Genomic DNA, 1,249 nt, shown 5'->3' on the forward strand with positions numbered 1-1,249 from the left:
CCGGGGCCGGAGCCCTGCGCCCGCGCCGCGCCGGCGGCCAGCAGCACCGACAAACCTAAAGCAATACGAAAAATAGAAAGATACCGAGGTAAACAGTGTTCCATAGCGGTAAGGTAGTGCGCTGGCGGTGATTGCGAATGCCCCGGGCCGAATTATTTTTCGGCTCGCCAGTAGCAGGGTATTGCTGCGGCTTAGCGCGTTGCGTTTGGCTGGCCCTCCGCCGGAAGCTCATCCTCCAAGCAGCGCCACGTTTGCCCTTGCGCCCATGGCACCACCGCGCCCACGGGCCGGTGCAGGCCAATCAACATGAAGGCCGGGTGAAGAACTTATGCAGAAGCAGTTATTGCTCCTGTCCGAGCCCGGATAAGCTGAACCTATCCGGCCGACGGGCGTAAGCACCCGGGCCATGGCGGGGCAAAGCTTTCGCGGCTATGGCCCGGCTTTTGGCCGCTTGTCGGCTGCTTCACCTTCTTCCTACGGCTAGCGCACCTCCGGCCCAGCGGGGCGGGCAACCAATGCCCGGCCAGCCCGCAAATCCGTCGCGAGAACTTCCGTCGGGCTCAGCCGGCCGAACCTCTGCCCGCTGCAACCACTACTTCTGTCGATTTTCCCTCAATGACTACAAGCACTATTCTTATCTGGCTGATTTCCGCGCTTTCCATTGGTTTGGTTATTAGCCGGCCGTTCAAAATCCCGGAGTTTGTGTGGGCCGTGGGCGGGGCCGTGCTGTTGCTCGTGTTGCAGCTCCTCACGCCGGCCGAGGGCGTGGCGGGCGTGGCCAAGGGGCTCGACGTGTATCTGTTTCTGACAGGCATGATGCTGCTGGCCGAGGTGGCCCGCGAGGAAAAGCTGTTCGACTGGCTGGCGGCCCACGCCACGCGGCTGGCGCGGGGTTCGGCCAGCCGGCTGTTCCTGCTGGTGTATCTGGTGGGCGTGGTGGTTACCGCTTTTTTGTCGAATGACGCCACGGCCGTGGTACTCACGCCCGCCGTGGCCGCCGCCGTGAAGGCCGCGAAGGTAAAAAACCCGCTGCCCTACCTGTTCATCTGCGCTTTCATTGCCAACGCGGCCTCGTTCGTGCTGCCCATCTCCAACCCGGCCAACCTCGTGATTTACGGCGCGCACATGCCGCCGCTATTGGAGTGGCTGCCGCGCTACGCGCTGCCGGCGGCGGTGGCCATCGCGGCCACCTTCGCGGTGCTACGCTACACCCAGCGCGCCGAGCTGCGCGAAGCCGTGGCCGAGGACA

The 1,249-nt window shown here is 64.1% G+C and carries 1 protein-coding gene; it reads left to right on the forward strand.

Annotation, left to right across the window (positions count from 1 at the left end; genetic code table 11):
• Positions 1-615: 615 nt before the first annotated feature.
• A partial coding sequence (locus ACYVDE_RS23260) for an SLC13 family permease (protein ID WP_460503909.1) occupies positions 616-1,249 on the forward strand: 634 nt, incomplete at its 3' end.

Source organism: Hymenobacter agri (genome assembly GCF_054778495.1).